The organism is Streptomyces sp. ME19-01-6, assembly GCF_033793745.1.
GTDB lineage: Bacteria > Actinomycetota > Actinomycetes > Streptomycetales > Streptomycetaceae > Streptomyces.
The window spans coordinates 46,703-66,286 of sequence record NZ_JARAXF010000002.1; the positions used below are offsets into that span (position 1 = coordinate 46,703).

1 protein-coding gene is annotated in these 19,584 nt (G+C 72.5%); it reads left to right on the forward strand.

Annotation, left to right across the window (positions count from 1 at the left end):
• The first annotated feature begins 35 nt into the window (after positions 1 to 35).
• The gene (locus PV419_RS03975) at positions 36 to 19,556 is read left to right on the forward strand and encodes a type I polyketide synthase (protein WP_319686254.1); all 19,521 of its coding nucleotides are present in this window, start codon (positions 36 to 38) and stop codon (positions 19,554 to 19,556) included.
• Positions 19,557 to 19,584 lie beyond the last annotated feature (28 nt).

Consider the following 19,584-nt stretch of genomic DNA (forward strand, 5'->3'; position numbering starts at 1 on the left):
CGGTTCGGTTGCCCAAAGCTCAGAATGAGTTCGCAGTGGCCGGTCATCCGTGGATCCTCTCCGGGCACACCGGAACCGCGCTGCGAGCTCAGGCGCGGCGGCTCCACGACCATGTCGCCGACCACCCTCGGCTCCGTCCGCAAGACATCGCCCACACACTGGCGAGCAGCGGCGCTGCGCTCACGCATCGCGCGGCGGTGATCGCGGCAAATCGGGAGGGTTATCTGCAGGGGCTCGACGCGGTGGCCCGGGGCGAGGACGCCCCCGGTGTCGTACGAGACACGACAGTCGCGGCCGGCGACGGGATCGTGTTCGTCTTCCCCGGCCAGGGCACCCAGTGGCCCGGCATGGCCGCGGATCTGCTGACTGCGTCCCCCGCTTTCCGTCGGGCCATCGACGCCTGCGCCGAGGCGTTCGAGCCGTATGTCGCCTGGTCACCGGAGGCGGTGCTGCGGGGCACACCGGGCGCGCCGCCCCTGGAGCAAACCGATGTGGTGCAGCCGACGCTGTTCGCCGTCATGGTGGGGCTGGCCGAACTGTGGCGATCTCACGGGGTGAGCCCGACGGCGGTCGTGGGGCACTGCATCGGGGAGATCGCGGCGGCCCATGTCTCCGGCGCCCTGTCGCTGTCCGACGCGGCACGGGTGGTGATCGAGAGCGGCCGGGCCCAGGCGACGCTCTCCGGGTCGGGTGCGCTGATCGCGGTCGCGCGGTCCGAGGCGCAGCTGCTTCCGTTGCTGCGGCGGCGGTGGCCGGGCAGGCTGTCGATCGCCGCGGTCAACGGCCCCATGGCGACGGTGGTCTCCGGCGATCGGCGAGCCGCCGAGGAGCTGTTGGCGGAGCTCACTCGTTCCGGTGTCCGGGCCCGCGAGGTGGCGATCGATGTCGCCACGCACTCTCCGTCCATGGCTGCACTCAGGGACGACCTGCTCGACTCGCTGTCATCGGTCACCGCCGGTGCGTCGCGGGTGCCGTTCCACTCCTCTGTCGTCGGGGGCCCGCTGGAGACCCAGAGGCTCGACGCGGCTTACTGGCACCGGAATCTCGCCGACACGGTCCGGTTCGAAAGCGTCGTCACGGGGCTGCTGCGACAGGGCACACGCTGCTTCGTGGAGCTGAGCCCGCACCCGATGCTGACCATGTGTGTGCAGGCCACCGCCGAGGAGGTGGTCAGCGGTGAGCGTGTCGTCATCGTGCCGACGCTGCGCCGCCGGCACGCCGCCATCGCGTCCTTTCGAACCGCGCTGGCCGAGCTGTACGTACAGGGCGCGCTGGATGATCACCACGCGGCGTTCTCGGTGCCGGGCGGCCGCCGGATCAAACTGCCCATCGAGCTGCCCGAGGACACGTCCGTAGAGCTCGCCGACGCCCCGGACCTGGCGGAAGCCCGCCAGTCCTCCTTGGTGGAGCGGCTTGCCCGGCTCTCCCCCGCGGAGCGGAAGCGGCGGCTGCGCGAGCTGGTGAGCATCGAGGCGGCCAAGGTCCTCGGGGATGTCGCCGAGGAGGCCGCACCGGGCCACGGCATCGCGGAGCATGAGCACTTCGTCGCCTCGGGCTTCGACTCCGCGGCCGCGGTCGCGCTGCGCAATCGCCTGAATGACGCCGCCGGACTGCTGCTGCCCTTCACCCTGGCCTTCGACCATCCGACACCCGCCGCCGTCGCCGACCATCTGCACTCCCTTCTCTTCGGTCACCAGGGCGGCGAGGAGCCGGGCGCCGGCGGCCACCCCGGCCCCGCGGCGGCGGTCGGTCCGGCCACGGCCGGCGACGAGCCGATCGCCGTCATCGGCATGGCGGGCCGCTTCCCTGGAGGCGCGCGTACCCCCGAGGAGCTGTGGGAACTGGTCGCCGCCGGCACCGACGCCCTCTCCCCCTTCCCAGAAGACCGAGGCTGGGACCCGCGGCAGCTCTACGACCCGGACCCCGCCCGGCCCGGCACGTACTACCAGCGCGAAGCGGGATTCCTCCACGACGCCGACAAGTTCGACGCCGAGTTCTTCGGCATCGCGCCACGCGAGGCCATGGCCATGGATCCCCAGCAGCGGCTGCTCCTGGAGACCTCGTGGGAGGCGCTTGAACGGGCGCGGATCGACCCGACAACGCTGCGCGGCAGCCGCACCGGGGTGTTCGTCGGCGTGGCCCCGCTCGACTACAGCCCCCGGATGCACCAGGCGTCGCCGGAGCTGGAGGGCCACCTGCTGACGGGCAACATCGGCGCCGCCGCCTCGGGGCGGATCTCCTACGTCCTCGGTCTGGAGGGGCCGGCGGTGTCCGTGGACACGGCGTGCTCCTCGTCCCTGGTCGCCCTGCATCTGGCGGGCCAGGCGCTGCGGGCCGGGGAGTGCTCGCTGGCCCTGGCCGGCGGGGCGACGGTCCTCTCGACTCCCGGCATGTTCATCGAGTTCTCGCGGCAGCGCGGCCTGGCTCCGGACGGCCGCTGCAAGGCGTACGCGGCCGCCGCGGACGGCACTGGCTGGTCCGAGGGCGTGGGCATGCTGCTCGTCGAGCGACTGTCCGACGCGCGACGGCTCGGGCACCGGGTGCTGGCGGTGGTACGGGGCTCCGCGGTCAACCAGGACGGGGCGAGCAACGGCTTCACGGCGCCCAGCGGTCCGTCACAGCAACAGGTCATCCGGTCGGCCCTGGTCAACGCCGGGCTGTCGGCTCCGGAGGTCGACGCGGTGGAGGGGCACGGCACCGGCACCCGGTTGGGCGATCCGATCGAGGCGCAGGCGCTGCTGGCCGCCTACGGGCAGGGGCGGCGGGCCGACCGGCCGCTGTGGCTGGGATCGATCAAGTCGAACATCGGACACACCCAGTGGGCCGCGGGCGTCATCGGGGTCATCAAAATGGTGCTCGCGCTCCAGCACGGTGTGCTGCCGCGCACTCTGCATGTGGACAAGCCGTCGGACTACGTGGATTGGTCGGCCGGGGCGGTGCGGCTGTTGACGGAGCCGGTGCCCTGGCCGGAGAACGGCCGCCCTCGCCGGGCGGGCGTGTCGTCCTTCGGCATCAGCGGGACTAATGCTCATGTCATCCTCGAGCAGGCGCCGGCAGCGACGCCGTCGTTGTCCCGGCCGGCTCCCGAGGGGCATGCCGTCGAGCCGGGACCCGTCCTGCCCTGGGTGGTCTCGGCCAAGACCCCACAAGCACTACGCGACCAGGCCCGCCACCTGCACACACACCTCACCGCCCGCCCACACCTCACACCCGCCGATGTCGGCCACACCCTCGCCACCGGCCGCACCACCTTCAACCACCGCGCCGTCCTCATCGGCTCCGACCGCGAACAACTCCTCCACGGCCTGAACGCCCTCGCCACCGGCCAACCCCCCCCAACCCTCCACCAAACAGCGACCCATCCCACCACCCCCGGTGGCCACACCGTCTTCGTCTTCCCCGGACAAGGCGGCCAATGGGCAGGAATGGGACTACGACTCCTGCACACCTCACCCCTCTTCGCCGAGCAGATGGCCGCCTGCGAACAAGCCCTCACCCCCTACATCAACTGGTCACTCGCCGACATCCTCCACCAGCCCGCCGACGACCCCGCATGGCAACGCGCCGACATCGTCCAGCCCGTCCTGTTCTCGATCATGGTGTCCCTGGCCGCACTCTGGCGCTCCTACGGCATCGAACCAGACGCCGTCCTCGGCCACTCCCAAGGCGAGATCGCCGCAGCCCACGTCTGCGGCGCCCTGACACTCCAAGACGCAGCCAAAATCATCACCCTGCGCAGCCAAGCCCTCCAAACCGTACGAGGCGCCGGAGCCATGGCCTCCGTACCCCAACCCGCACACCAGGTCACCGAACTCCTCCACACCCACTGGCCCAACCGGCTATGGGTAGCCGCCACCAACTCCCCCACAACCACAGTCATCTCAGGAGACACCGACGCACTCGAAGAAGCACTCCAGCACTACCAAACCCACCACGTGCACGCCAAACGCATCCCCGTCGACTACGCCTCCCACTGCCCCCACATCGACGCCGTCAAAGACCCCCTCCTCACCCTCCTCAACAACATCCACCCCCAACCCACCACCATCCCCTTCTACTCCACCGTCGACAACCGATGGACCGACCCCACCGAACTCGACGCCCACTACTGGTACCGCAACCTACGCAACCCCGTACAATTCGCCAACGCCATCCACACCCTCACCCAAACCGACCACCACACCTACATCGAAATCAGCCCCCACCCCACACTCACCCCCGCCATCACAACCACCACCGAAACCCCCACCGAAACCACCCACCACACCACCACCGTCATCCCCTCACTCCACCGCGACCACGACGACACCCACCACATCCTCACCAACCTCGCCCACGCCCACACCCACGGCCACACCACCAACTGGCAACACCACTACCAAACACTCCACCCCACCCCCCACCACATCGACCTCCCCACCTACCCCTTCCAACACCACCACTACTGGCTCCACGACTCGACACCTGTCGGTGACATCGCCGCGGCCGGGCTCGCACGGGCCGATCACCCGCTGCTCACCGCCGCCTTGGAACTGGCCGACGAGGACGGTTACCGGCTCACCGGTCGGCTCTCCCTGGCCACTCACCCCTGGCTCGCCGACCACACCGTCGGCGGCAGCGTCCTGCTGCCCGGTACCGCCTTTCTCGAACTCGCCCTCCACGCCGGCCGTCACACCGGGCACCCGCACGTCGAGGAGCTGACCCTCCACACCCCGCTCGTTCTCCCTCCTGGCGGGGGCACGACCACGCTTCAGATCGCCGTCGGCGCGCCGGACGGATCCGGACGCAGGGCCATCGGCGTCTACTCCCGCACGGATGCCACCTGGACCCGGCACGCCACGGGCAGCCTCACCCGTACCCAGATCACGGAGGAACCGCCCGCGATTTGCTGGCCCCCGCCCGGCGCCGAGCCCATCGACCTCACCGGCCTCTACCCGCGGCTGGCGGACGCCGGCTTCGACTACGGACCGCTCTTCCGGGGACTGCGCGCCGCCTGGCGGCACGGTGACGCCATCCTCGGCGAGCTGCACCTTCCTGCCGACAGCGCGCACGATGCGTGGCGGTACGGCCTCCACCCCGCCCTGCTCGACGCCGCGCTCCACGCCACCGCGCTCACCTCGACCGGCGGCGTGCTCCAGTCGGCCCTTCCCTTCGCCTTCTCCGGTGTCACGCTCCACACCACCGGAGTCACGGCTGCCCGCGTACGGCTGTCCCCGGCGCAGGCGGTCCAGGATCCCGATGCCGTATCGCTGGAGGTCACCGACTGTTCCGGCCGGCCCGTGGCCCGCCTCGCATCGCTCACGCTGCGCCCGGTGTCGATGGACGAGCTACGGGCCACCAGTGGGGTGCCTGAGGACTCGCTGTTCGGGATCGAGTGGGCGGCGCTTCGGCGGCCCACGACGCCGGTCGGCCCGTTGCGTTGCGCGGTGCTGGGCACGGACCCCTTTGAGCTGGCCGCGGCAACCGAGGCTGACGCGGCATACCGGGACTTCGACGCGCTGACGGCGGCCTTGGACGCGGGCGAGCGGCTGCCCGATGTGGTGCTGCTGGCCGCGGGTGCCACGCGGAACGCTGTGGGTGGTGCCAAGAAAGGCGCCGTCCCGGACGACGTCACGCTGCCGGACGGCACGGCCCTGCCGGAGGCGGTGCGCGCGTCCACCGGCCGAGTGCTCGGGTTGCTCCAGCGCTGGCTCACGGATGAGCGATGCACGGCCGCCCAGCTGGTCGTCGTGACGCGCGGGGCCGCCGCCGCGGCCGCCGGGGAGGACATCCCGGATCTGGCGGGTGCGGCGGTGTGGGGACTGGTGCGGTCCGCCCAGGCCGAACACCCCGGCCGCCTCGGCCTCGTGGACTACGACGGTCACGAGGACTCGCGCGCCGTGTTCACCGCCGCTCTGGGCACGGCTGAACCGCAGCTCGCACTGCGGGCGGGTGAGGTGCGCGTGGCACGGCTGGTGCACGCCGATGCCGGCGCGGGGGTGAGCGCCGACGCCCCGGCCGCCGATGAGCGGCCCGGCGGTGGGGACCGGCCCGGGAGGGACGGGCTCGGCGCGGTCTCGCCGATGGCTGCGACGGCGCCTCTGGACGAGGGGCGGGTCCGCGTCGGCGTACGCGCCGCGGGGCTCGGCTTGTGGGACGCACCTCCCGCACTCGATCCGGCACAACCGGCGCGGCGTTCGCCCGAGCCGGGCGGCGGGGGCGCGGGGGTGGTCCTGGAGGTCGGCCCCGGGGTGGCGGACCTGGCCGTCGGTGACCGGGTGCTGGGCGTGTTCCCCGACGCCTTCGCGCCGATGGCCATCGCTGAGCGCGACTGTCTGGCCCGCATCCCCGAGGGCTGGACCTTCGCCGAGGCGGCGTCGATTCCCGTCGCCTTCGCCACCGCCTACTACGGTCTCGTGGACCTGGCCGGCCTGTGCCCGGGCGAGTCGGTGCTGGTGCACACCGACGCCGGCGGAGTGGGCATGGCCGCAGTGCAGTTGGCCCGCCACCTGGGGGCGGAGGTCTACGCCATCGCGGACCCCGGCCGCCGACAGGCCCTCCGCGCCCAGGGCGTTCCCCCGGAGCGTGTCGCCTCCTCGCGCGCCCTCGACTTCGAAACCCGATTCGCCAACACCGCCGGAGAACACGGCATCGACGTCGTCGTCGACTGCCTCGCTCAGGAGCGCGCCGATGCCGAGGAGTCGACCGAGGCGTCCTTGCGCCTGTGTGCCCCGCTCGGCCGGTTCCTGAAAGTGGGGAGTGCGGGTGCCCGCGGCACCTGGCCGGTCACGGAGGAAGACCCCGGGGTCCGCTACCAGATCTGCGACCTCGCCCGGGCCGGAGGCCACCGCGTCAAGGAGATCCTCCGTACCGTCCTCGATCTCTTCGAGCAAGGCGCCCTGGCGCCGCTGCCGGTGGCCACGTGGGACATCCGCCAGGACCGGGACGCCGTCCACCAGCTCCAAGGCGGTCGGCACATCGGCAAGAACGTCCTCGTCCTCCCCACACCGCCCCATCCCGACGGCACCACCCTGATCACCGGCGGCACCGGCACACTCGCCTCCGCCCTCGTCCACCACCTGGTCAGCCACCACGGCGTACGGCACGTGCTCCTCATCAGTCGGCGCGGCCCCGATGCCCCCGGCGCCGACCGGCTGCACGCCTCGCTGGCCGAGCTCGGCGCCCAGGTCACCATCGCCGCCTGCGACGTCAGCGACCGCAGCGCCCTGGCCAGGCTCCTTCGCTCGATCCCCGACTCCCACCCCCTCACCGCCGTCATCCACACCGCCGGCGTCCTCGACGACGCCACCATCACCTCCCTCACCCCCCACCAGCTCGACAGCGTCCTCACTCCCAAAGTCGACGCCGCCCTCCATCTGCACGAACTCACCCGTTATGAGGACCTGTCGGCATTCGTTCTGTTCTCCTCCGTCGCCGCCGCCGTCGGCACCCCGGGCCAGGCCAACTACGCCGCCGCCAACGCCTTCCTCGACGCCTTGGCACACCACCGCCGCGCCCAGGGCCTGCCCGCACTCTCCCTCGGCTGGGGACTCTGGGCGGAGACCAGCGGTATCACCGGTCACCTCACCCCCGGGGATCGCCACCGCTTCCAGCGGACCGGCCTCACTCCCCTCACCACGGCCACCGCGCTGGGCCTCTACGACGCCGTCCACACCACCCATCGCCCCGCGCTCATTCCCACCCGCCTCAACCGCGCCGCCCTGCCCCCGTCGCCCCTCTTCGAGCGGCTCGCCAGGGCCGGCGGCCATGCGCCCGCCGCCCCGGTCGCGCTCCGCGACAGCCTCGCCCAGCAAGCCCCCGAGCAACGACGCCAGGCCCTGCTCGCCCTCGTCCAAAGCCACATCGCCGGCGTCCTGGGCCATTCGCGCCCGGACGCCGTCCACCCCGAGCGCTCCTTCCGTGATCTCGGCTTCGACTCCCTCACCGGCATCGAACTCCGCAACCACCTCAACGAGGCGACCGGCCTGCGCCTCCCCTCCACTCTCGTCTTCAACCACCCCACCCCGGCCGCCCTGGTCGACCACCTTCAAGCCCGGCTCCAGGAAAACAGCGACGAATCCCCCGCCGCCCCGACCGTTCGCAGCACAGCCACCGCAGCCACCGCCGGTGACGAGCCCATCGCCATCATCGGCATGGCCTGTCGCTATCCCGGAGAGGTCCGGACCCCTCAAGACCTCTGGCATCTCGTCGCCAACCGAACCGATGCCATCGGCGATTTCCCGACGGACCGCGGATGGGATCTCGAAACGCTGTACAGCCCCGATCAGGCGCAGCCCGGCAGCAGCTACACCCAGAACGGTGGCTTCCTCTACGACGCGGGCCAGTTCGACGCCTCGTTCTTCGACATCAGCCCTCGCGAAGCACTCGCGATGGACCCCCAGCAACGCCTGCTTCTGGAAATCTCCTGGGAGGCCTTCGAAAGGGCCGGTATCGATCCCGCGCTGCTACGGGGCAGCCAAACCGGAGTTTTCGCGGGGGTCATGTACCACGACTACGGCCCGCACTCCCGCGTGGCCCCGGAGGAGGTGGAGGGATACCTGCTGACGGGCACGTCGGGCAGCGTCGTCTCGGGCAGGGTGGCCTACACCTTCGGCTTCGAAGGACCCGCCGTGACGGTCGACACGGCGTGCTCCTCGTCCCTGGTCGCCCTGCATCTTGCGGGCCAGGCGCTGCGGGCCGGGGAGTGCTCGCTGGCCCTGGCCGGCGGGGTGACCGTGATGTCCACGCCGGGAACCTTCGTGGAGTTCTCGCGGCAGCGGGGGCTGGCGGTGGACGGGCGCTGCAAGTCGTACGGGGCCGGGGCGGACGGCACCGGCTGGGCCGAGGGCGCGGGGATGCTGCTGGTGGAGCGGCTCTCGGACGCGCAACGGCTCGGGCATCGCGTCCTGGCCGTGGTACGGGGCTCCGCGGTCAACCAGGACGGAGCCAGCAACGGGCTCACCGCCCCCAGCGGCCCCTCGCAGGAACGCGTCATCCGCCAGGCACTGGCCAACGCCGGTCTCTCCCCCGCCGACGTGGACGCCGTCGAGGGGCACGGGACCGGCACGCCGCTCGGCGACCCCATCGAGGTAGAGGCGCTCCTGGCGGCCTACGGCCAGGAGCGCCCGGACGACCGGCCGCTGTGGCTCGGCTCGCTCAAGTCCAATATCGGCCATGCCCAGGCAGCGGCCGGCGTGGGCGGGGTCATCAAGATGGTCACGGCCCTTCAGCACCAGACCCTGCCCGCCACACTCCACGCGGACCCGCCGTCCTCGCACGTCGAGTGGTCGGGCGGTACGATCCGGCTGCTCACCCGGTCCGTGCCCTGGCCACGGGAGGGGCGCCCTCGCCGGGCGGGCGTGTCGTCCTTCGGCATCAGCGGGACTAATGCTCATGTCATCCTCGAGCAGGCGCCGGCAGCGACGCCGTCGTTGTCCCGGCCGGCTCCCGAGGGGCATGCCGTCGAGCCGGGACCCGTCCTGCCCTGGGTGGTCTCGGCCAAGACCCCACAAGCACTACGCGACCAGGCCCGCCACCTGCACACACACCTCACCGCCCGCCCACACCTCACACCCGCCGATGTCGGCCACACCCTCGCCACCGGCCGCACCACCTTCAACCACCGCGCCGTCCTCATCGGCTCCGACCGCGAACAACTCCTCCACGGCCTGAACGCCCTCGCCACCGGCCAACCCCACCCAACCCTCCACCAAACAGCGACCCATCCCACCACCACCGGTGGCCACACCGTCTTCGTCTTCCCCGGACAAGGCGGCCAATGGGCAGGAATGGGACTACGACTCCTGCACACCTCACCCCTCTTCGCCGAGCAGATGGCCGCCTGCGAACAAGCCCTCACCCCCTACATCAACTGGTCACTCGCCGACATCCTCCACCAGCCCGCCGACGACCCCGCATGGCAACGCGCCGACATCGTCCAGCCCGTCCTGTTCTCGATCATGGTGTCCCTGGCCGCACTCTGGCGCTCCTACGGCATCGAACCAGACGCCGTCCTCGGCCACTCCCAAGGCGAGATCGCCGCAGCCCACGTCTGCGGCGCCCTGACACTCCAAGACGCAGCCAAAATCATCACCCTGCGCAGCCAAGCCCTCCAAACCGTACGAGGCGCCGGAGCCATGGCCTCCGTACCCCAACCCGCACACCAGGTCACCGAACTCCTCCACACCCACTGGCCCAACCGGCTATGGGTAGCCGCCACCAACTCCCCCACAACCACAGTCATCTCAGGAGACACCGACGCACTCGAAGAAGCACTCCAGCACTACCAAACCCACCACGTGCACGCCAAACGCATCCCCGTCGACTACGCCTCCCACTGCCCCCACATCGACGCCGTCAAAGACCCCCTCCTCACCCTCCTCAACAACATCCACCCCCAACCCACCACCATCCCCTTCTACTCCACCGTCGACAACCGATGGACCGACCCCACCGAACTCGACGCCCACTACTGGTACCGCAACCTACGCAACCCCGTACAATTCGCCAACGCCATCCACACCCTCACCCAAACCGACCACCACACCTACATCGAAATCAGCCCCCACCCCACACTCACCCCCGCCATCACAACCACCACCGAAACCCCCACCGAAACCACCCACCACACCACCACCGTCATCCCCTCACTCCACCGCGACCACGACGACACCCACCACATCCTCACCAACCTCGCCCACGCCCACACCCACGGCCACACCACCAACTGGCAACACCACTACCAAACACTCCACCCCACCCCCCACCACATCGACCTCCCCACCTACCCCTTCCAACACCACCACTACTGGCTCCACAGCTCCACCGAGGACATGGAGCCGGAGCCCCCCGGCAAGGAGGCGGGTCCGGACCTCGCCGCGGCCCGTTTCTGGGAGGCCGTCGAAGGCGAGGACGCCGACGCCGTCGCCACGCTCCTCGACGTCGAGCCGGGTACCTCGCTGGACGCGCTGCTGCCGGCCCTGTCCGCCTGGCACGGTCGGCGTCGAGACCAGGCCATCACCGACACCTGGTGCTACCGCGATATCTGGAAACCCGTCAGTCTCGCCGGCGCGCACCCCCGGCCGGCCGGCCGATGGCTTGTCGCGATCCCCTCCGGGCGGGCCGACCACCCCCACGTCAGTGCCGTCCTGAACGCTCTGGAACGCCAGGGTCTGCCCACCACCACCCTCGTCCTCGACGACACCCACACCGATCTCCCCCTGCTCGAACGGCACCTCGCACAGGCGATCTCGAGCGATGCCCCCTCCATCAGCGGCGTGCTCTCGCTGCTCGCCCTCGACGAGGAACCGCATCCGCTTCACCCCGAGGTGCCCGTCGGCACCGCCCTCACCCTCCGGCTGATCCAGGCGCTCATCGCATGCGAGGACATCGCGCCACGTCTGTGGTGTGCCACTCACGAGGCCGTCGCCACCTCCCCCGCGGACACGCTCGATCATCCCCTCCAGGCGATGGTCTGGGGGCTGGGACGCACCGCTGCCCTCGAACACCCCGATCTCTGGGGCGGACTCATCGATCTTCCCGCCACCCTCACCGAGCAGGTGCTCCGCAGTCTCATCGCGGCGCTGACCACCTGCCACGACGAAGACGAACTCGCCCTGCGCGCCACCGGCCCACGCACACGGCGCCTCGCCCGGACACCCTCCACGGCCACCGCCGCACCGGAGGGCGCCCGGCCGTGGACGCCCCGCGGTACCGTTCTCATCACCGGCGGCACGGGAGCCCTCGGCTCCCGCGTCGCCCACCGGATCGCCGCACATCACCCCGGCTGCCATCTGCTGCTGGTGAGTCGGCAAGGGCCCGACGCCCCCGGCGCCACCACACTCCGTGACCAGCTCACCGGACTCGGTGCCACGGTGACCCTCGCCGCGTGTGACATAGCCGACCCCGGTGCACTCACAGGTCTCCTCACCGGTGTCCCCTCCGACCGCCCCCTCACCGCGGTCATCCACACCGCGGCCGTGCTGGACGACAGCACGCTCACCGCACAGACCCCGGACCACCTCGCCACCGTCCTGGGGCCCAAGTCCCACGCCGCACACCACCTGCACGCCCTCGCGCAGAACCACCCCCTTGACGCGTTCGTCCTCTTCTCCTCCGCCGCGGCGCCCTTCGGCGCCGCGGGCCAGGCCAACTACGCGGCCGCCAACGCCTACCTGGACGCCCTCGCCCAGCACCGCCGGGCCCGGGGGCTCACCGCCACCTCCATCGCCTGGGGTAACTGGGACGGCGACGGGCTCGCGAACACACGGCCCGCGCAGGCATACCTCCGCAACCGCGGCTTTCCTCCCATGCCGCCCCACCTGGCACTGGCCACCCTGGAGCAGGCCGTCGTCTCGCCCTACGCCCAACTCGTCGTCGCGGACGTCGACTGGAAGAAGCTCAAGCCGGCGCGGCACACCCGCGACATCCCGGGGAGCCGCCGCCCGGTATCGGCCGCCGCCGACGCCGGAGACGAGACGGCCGACACCTCCACGAGCCTCGGTGCCCGCCTGGCGGGCCAGAGCCCGACCGAGCGGCACCGGACGCTCCTCGACCTCGTCAGCTCCCACACGGCCGCCGTCCTCGGGCACTCCACGGCCCAGGCGATCGCGACGGACCGGGCCTTCCGCGACCTTGGATTCACCTCGGTCACGGCGATCGAGTTCCGCAACCGTCTCGCGGCGGCCACCGGGCTGCGCCTGCCGACCACCCTCGCCTTCGACCATCCGACGCCGGACAAGCTCGCGACGGACCTGCTGGCGCGGTTGGCGCCGATGGGCACCGACGGTGCCGGGGGGACGGCCGACGCAACGGGCGCCACGGCCGCGAGCGGCCGCTCGTCCGGCGTGGCGCACGGTGCGCCGGACCCCGCCGAACCCATCGCCATCGTCGGCTGGGCCTGCCGCTATCCCGGCGGGATCGGCTCCCCCGAAGACCTGTGGGAGTTCGTCACCGCTCACCGGGACGCCGTCGGGGACTTCCCGACCGACCGGGGCTGGGACCTGGCCAGGCTCTTCGATCCCGATCCGGACCGGCCGGGCACCTCCTACAGCCGACAGGGCGCCTTCCTCCATGACGCGGGTGACTTCGACGCGGAGTTCTTCGGGATCAGCCCGCGGGAGGCTGCGGCGACGGATCCCCAGCAGCGGCTGCTCCTGGAGTCGTCCTGGGAGGCCCTCGAACGAGCCGGTATCAACCCTCACGAACTCCGGGGCAGTCCGACGGGCGTCTTCACCGGCAGCAACGCCCAGGACTTCACCGCTCATCTGCGGCAGGCCCCGTCGGAGCTGTCAGCGCTGTGGGAGGGTTACGCGCTGACGGGCAGCACCAACAGCGTCGCCTCGGGGCGCGTCTCGTATGCGCTCGGCCTGGAAGGCCCGGCGGTCAGCATCGACACCGCCTGCTCGTCCTCGCTCGTGGCGCTCCATCTGGCGTGCCAGTCGCTGCGGGCCGGCGAATGCTCGCTGGCCCTGGCGGGCGGGGTCACGGTCATGATGACGCCGTTCAATTTCGTGGAGTTCTCCCGTCAGCGGGGCCTGGCGGCGGACGGCAGGTGCAAGGCGTTCTCCGCCACGGCCGATGGCACCGGCTGGGGCGAGGGCGTGGGCATGGTCGTGGTGGAACGGCTGTCCGACGCGCGGCGCAACGGCCATCGCGTGCTGGCCCTCGTGCGCGGCAGCGCCGTCAATCAGGACGGTGCCAGCAATGGGCTGACGGCCCCGAACGGCCCCTCGCAGCAGCGGGTCATCCGGGCTGCCCTGGCCGCCGCCGGGCTCGCCGCGGCCGAGGTGGACGCGGTCGAGGCGCACGGCACGGGAACGTCGCTCGGCGATCCGATCGAGGCCCAGGCCCTGCTCGCCACCTACGGGCAGGGGCGACCGGCGGACCGGGCGCTGTGGCTCGGTACGGTCAAGTCCAACATCGGGCACACCCAGTCGGCCGCGGGCATCGCCGGGGTCATCAAGATGGTGCTGGCCCTGCGGCAGGGGATGCTGCCGCGCACGCTGCACGTGTCCGAGCCGTCGCCGCATGTGGACTGGTCGGCGGGTGCGGTACGGCTGCTGACCGAGGACCAGCCGTGGCCGGACACCGGGCGCCCCCGGCGGGCGGGGGTGTCGTCCTTCGGCGTGAGCGGCACCAACGCCCATGTGATCCTGGAGCAGGCGCCGCAGGCGAAGACCCCCGCGCAAGCCACCGCGGGGCCGGAGCCGGACGCCTCCCCGGCGCCCGTCCCGTTCCCCTGGCCCCTCTCCGCCAGGTCGCAGGAGGCGCTGCGGGCGCAGGCCCGGAGGTTGCGGGCGTATGTGGCCGAACGGCCGGATGTCGACCCGGCCGACGTGGGGTACTCCCTCGCCAGGGGACGGGCGGTGTTCGAGCACCGCGCCGTGCTCCTCGGCACCGGCCACGACGACTTCCGGCGCGCCCTGGACGGCCTGGTGGCGGGCACGCCCGATGGCGCGGTCATCCAGGGCGTGGCGGTGGGGCGGCAGGGTGAGACGGGGCCGGGCAAGGTCGCCTTCGTATGCTCGGGGCAGGGCACCCAGCGCCCCCGCATGGGCCACGGGCTCTACCGCTCGTCCGCGGCGTTCGCCGGGGCACTCGACGAGGTGTGCGCCCATCTGGACCCGCACCTGGAGCGTCCCTTGATGGAGGTGATGTTCGCCGACGAGAAGAGCGAGGCGTCGGCGCTGCTGCACCGGACCGCCTACGCCCAACCGGCCCTCTTCGCCCTCCAGACCGCGCTGCACCACATGGTCACCGAGGAGTTCGGGCTGAGCCCCGACTATCTGGCCGGCCACTCCCTGGGCGAGCTGACGGCCGCCCATCTGGCGGGCATCCTCAGCCTCCCCGACGCCGCGGCGCTGGTGGCGGCCCGCGCCCGCGCCATGCGGGACCTTCCAGCCGCCGGAGCCATGGTCGCTGTCGAGGCCACCGAAGCAGAGCTGCGGCCCAGGCTCGCCGAGCTGGCGGACCGGGTCGGCATCGCCGCGGTCAACGCCCCGGCCTCGCTGGTCATCACCGGCGACCACGATGCCGTGCACCAGGTCGCCGACGGCTTCCGCGCGCAGGGCAGGAAGGTCACCCCCCTCCAGGTCAGCGGCGCCTTCCACTCCCCCCACATGGACCCGCTGCTCGGCGCGATCCGGCGCACCGCCGAGACCCTCACGTACCACCGGCCACACACCCCCCTCGTCATCGCGGCCGCGGACGGCGACGACACGCCCGAACCGCAGGCCGACGCCGACTCGCGCACGGCGCCCGCGCCGCACGAGGACCCGGGCACTGCCGCGTTCTGGCCGCTCCAGGCCCGGCGTACCGTCCACTACGCGCGGGCCGTGGAGCGGCTTCACTCCCGCGGCGTGACCACGTTCCTCGAACTCGGCCCCGACGCCACTCTCACCGCCCTCGTCCACCACAACCTCGCCGCGCACGATCCTGTGGCCGTCTCCCTGCTCCATCCGGAGCGGTGCGAGATGCGCAGCGTCCTCACCGCGCTCGCCACGGTCCACGCCCACAGCCGCCCGGTCGCCTGGATGCGCCACTACGCCGCACGGCCGCAGCCGACACCGCGCCAGGTCGACCTGCCCACCTATGCCTTCCGGCACCGGCGCTACTGGCTGCCCGCCCCGGCGGCGGTCGGCGATGTGACGGCCGCGGGGCTCGATGCGGCGGAGCACCCGCTGATCGGCGCCGCCGTGGGGCTCGCGGAGGGCGACGGCTGTCTGTTGACGGGCAGGCTGTCGCCGCGTACGCATCCCTGGCTGGCCGACCACGTCATCGCCGGCACCGTTCTGCTGCCGGGCACCGCGTTCGTGGAACTGGCGCTGCGGGCGGGGGCGCACGTGGGCTGCGACCATGTGGAGGAGCTGACCCTGCACGCGCCGCTCCCCCTGCCCGCCGACGGCGAGGTGGTGCTGCAGGTGGCGGTGGGGGCCGCCGACGAGTCCGGCCGCCGTGACCTGAGCATCCACGCCCGGCCGGCGGACGACGGCCGGAGCGCGGGGAGCGGCGGGGGCGACTCCGTGCGCGGTGCGTGGACACGCCACGCCGATGGCACGCTTGCGGCGGCCCGCGACGCCGGCCTCGAAGAAGGCGCGGGGCACGGTGGCCACACCTCCGGGGGCGACGAGCCGTTCGGGCCGTGGGCCGCGGCCTGGCCGCCGGCGGGCGCGGAGCCCTTGGACGTCACCGGGGTCTACGACCGGTTCGCCGAGGCGGAGTTCGGGTACGGGGCGGCCTTCCAGGGGCTGGCCGCGGCATGGCGACACGGTGACGAGATTCTGGCGGAGGTCCGCCTCCCCGACCAGTTGGCCGGTGACGCCCTCCGCTTCGGGCTGCACCCCGCGCTGCTCGACGCGGCGCTGCAGGCCATGTGGCTGGTGGAGCCCGACGGCACGCGGCCCCCGGACGGCCTGGGGGGCCCGGATCGGGGTCTGCCGTTCGCCTGGCGGGGCGTCTCCCTGCGGATGACGGGCCCGTCGGCCCTGCGGGTGCGCCTGCGGCGGCTGGGGCCGGACACCGTGGCCGTCGCCCTGTCCGATACGGCCGACCGCCCGGTCGCGTCGGTGGAGTCGCTGACGCTGCGTCCGGTGCCCCGGGGCACCTTGCGCGGGGCCGAGGCGGCCGTGGACACCGCGTTGTTCGGCCTGGACTGGACGGATGTGCCGCTGCCGGCGCCGCCCTGGGCCCCGCCCCGGTGTGCGCTGATCGGTGCGGACGCCCTCGGTCTGGCGCCCGCGCTCGAGGCCGCGGCGGCGATCGAGGGCGAGCGGGCGACGTACGGCGTGGGCCGCTACCCGGACCTGGAGGATCTGCTGCGCTCCGTGGCGGCGGGCGCCCCCGTCCCGGACATCGTCATCGCCGCCTGCCACGAAGCCCCTGGAGCCGGCGGCGGGAGCGAACAGCCGAAGACCGAGACGGTGCGCACGAGGACCCGCCAGGTGCTGGAGCTGCTCCAGCGGTGGCTCGGCAAGGAGCGGCCGGCCGACGCGCATCTGGTGCTGATCACCTCAGGCGCGGTCGCCACCCGGCCGGGCGAGACGGTGTGGGACCTGGCGGGGGCGGCGGTCTGGGGGCTGGTGCGCTCCGGCCAGTCGGAGCATCCGGAGTGCTTCACCGTGGTGGACGTGGACCGCTCCCAGGAGTCCCGCGCGGCGCTGCTCGGCGCGATCGGCCTCGGGGAGCCGCAACTGGCGGTCCGCGGCGGCCGGGCACTGGCCCCGCGCCTGGTGCGCCAGGGGGCCGGCGCGGAAGACAGCCGCCCGGCCCTGCCACAGGGGCCGGGAGGCTGGCGGTTGGAGTGCCCCGGCTCGGGCAGCCTGGACGGGTTGACCGCGGTGGCGTCCCCGGCCGCGGCAGTGCCGCTGGGCCCGTGCGAGGTGCGCGTCGCGGTGCGGGCCGCGGGGCTGAACTTCCGCGATGTGCTGATCGCGCTGGGTGTGGTGCCCGGGCGGACGGCGCTGGGCAGTGAGGGGGCGGGGATCGTCCTGGAGGTCGGGGCAGAGGTCCGCGACCTCGCGCCCGGGGACCGGGTGATGGGGACGTTCCCCGCGGCGTTCGGCCCGGTGGCCGTGGCCGAGCGGGCGACCCTGGCGCGGATCCCCGACGGCTGGTCGTTCGCCCAGGCCGCCTCGGTCCCCGTCGTCTTCGCCACCGCCTACTACGGCCTGGTCGATCTGGCGCGCCTGCGGCCGGGGGAATCGGTGCTGATCCACGCCGCGGCCGGCGGTGTGGGCATGGCCGCCGTGCAACTGGCCCGCCATCTGGGGGCCGAGGTATACGCCACCGCCGGCCCCGGCAAGTGGCACATCCTGCGCGCTCAGGGCATCGACGACGACCATCTGGCCTCCTCGCGCACGCTGGAGTTCGAGCAGCGCTTCGCGGCGACCCATGGCGGGCGGGGGATCGACGTCGTCCTGGACTGCCTGGCCCACGAGTTCGTCGACGCCTCGCTGCGCCTGGTGGCCCGTGACGTCGGCCGGTTCCTGGAGATGGGCAAGAGCGACATCCGTGACCCACGGCGGGTGGCGCTGGACCATCCGGGCGTGCTCTACCGGGCGTACGACCTGATGGAGGCCGGGCCGGAGCGGGTCGGGCAGATTCTGCACACCGTGCTGGAGCTGTTCGAGCGGGGTGTCCTCGCTCCCCTGCCGACGACCTGCTGGGACATCCGGCAGGCGGAGCACGCCTTCCGCCACCTGCAGCAGGGCCGCCACATCGGGAAGAACGTGCTCACCCTCCCGGCCGGCTGGAACGCCGACGGCACTGTGCTGATCACTGGTGGTACGGGCACCCTGGGTGCCGCCCTCGCCCGCCACTTGGCGGCCACCGGGCGCGCCCGCCATCTGCTGCTGGCCGGCCGGCGCGGCCCCGACGCCCCGGGCGCCGAGGAACTGCGGCGGGAGCTGACCGAGCTGGGCGCGCGGGTGACCATCGCCGCATGCGATCTCGGCGACCGCGCGGCGGCCGCCCGGCTCCTGGAGGCGATCCCCGCAGAGCGACCGCTGACCGCCGTCATCCACGCGGCGGGTGTCGCCGACGATGCCACGCTCGGGTCCCTCACCCCCCGCCACCTCGACGCCGCCCTGGCCGCCAAGGCCGATGCCGCCTGGCACCTGCACACCCTGTCCCACCACGCCGACGTGGCCGCGTTCATCCTCTTCTCCTCGGTCGCCGGCCTTCTCGGCTCGCCCGGGCAGGGCAACTACGCCGCGGCCAACGCCTTCTTGGACGCGCTCGCCCACCACCGGCGCGGCTCGGGGCTTCCGGCGGTGTCGCTGGCGTGGGGGCTGTGGGAGCAGAGCAGCGGCATGACCGGACACCTGGACCGGGCCGACCGCGCCCGCCTGGCCCGGCTCGGCGTCACCCCTCTCACCACCGGGCAAGCGCTCGCCCTCTTCGACGCCGCCCTCGACCACCACCGGCCCGTCCTCGTCCCCGCCCGCCTCGACGCGCCCGATCCGCGCCCCGGCTCGCCGACCGTGCCGCCCCTGCACCGGGGCCTGGTCGGATCCATGGTCCAGCGGGCCCGTCCCGCGCCGGCCACCGGGCCGTCCTCCCTGCGTGCCCGTATCGAGGGGCACGACACGGTCGAGCAGCACGAGATCCTGCTCTCGCTGGTCCGCTCCCACGCCGCTGTCGTACTGGGCCGCGACGATCCGGACTCGGTCCGTCCCAGCGCGCACTTCCGTGGTCTGGGCTTCGACTCCCTGACCGCGGTCGAGCTCCGCAACAGGCTCAACGTCGCCACCGGACTCCGGCTCCCCGCCACCCTCGTCTTCGACCACCCCACGCCCGGCGAACTCGCCGCGTACGTCCGGGAGCAGGTGCTGTGCGACGGTCACGCGGCGCGGGTGGCTCCGGTATTGGCGGAGCTCGACAGGCTGGAAGGGGCGCTGTCCCAGGTGGACGGGGACGCTGCGGTCCGGGCGAGGGTGACGACCCGGTTGCAGGCCCTCCTCCTGAAGTGGAACGGGTCCGACGGCCCGGGGGACAACGGTGACGGCGCGGGCAGGCTGGCCTCCGCCACGGCCTCCGAGGTGCTGGATTTCATCAGGAACGACCTCGGCCTTTCCTGAACGACGAGACGGCTGCGCAAAGGGGACG